Genomic DNA, 468 nt, shown 5'->3' on the forward strand with positions numbered 1-468 from the left:
CGGCATTGCGCTCTAAACAGATTTTGCCGAATGCCGGTGTAGGTTATCGCTGGGAATTTAAGAAGAATGTGAATGTACGTCTGGATTATGGATTCGGTAAGTCGGGGCAGTCTGGTTTTCTCTTCAATATCAATGAAGCGTTTTAGTAATAATGCTCTTTATGTAGTTTGATAATGCTCTTTAAAGTGTTAATGAAAAAGTAGAATGAACAGTTTTACGGATATATATAATAAGGTGTCATCGGGAGCATTCCTTTACGGGTATGCTGTGGGAGCATTGTTGTTGCCTAATATAGCTCTGTGCTATACTGAATGTCTGGCTCCTTGGGCTTGTGGTGCCAATGTGTTGCTGCCTTTGGCACTCTACATGTGGTTCTTTTCGTTAACCAGATGCCCGGGTAAGATGATCTGGTGGGCTTTTCTTTTTGTTTTTTTCGCTGCCTTCCAACTGGTATTGCTTTATCTCTTC

General features: G+C 41.5%; 1 protein-coding gene. It reads left to right on the top strand.

Annotated elements, in window-relative coordinates; translation table 11 throughout:
* Window positions 1-204: 204 nt before the first annotated feature.
* Window positions 205-468 (top strand): hypothetical protein (locus D4A39_RS19160; RefSeq protein WP_233552529.1); only part of this gene is annotated, 264 nt, incomplete at its 3' end.

The organism is Alcanivorax profundi, from assembly GCF_003597125.1.
GTDB lineage: Bacteria > Pseudomonadota > Gammaproteobacteria > Pseudomonadales > Alcanivoracaceae > Alcanivorax > Alcanivorax profundi.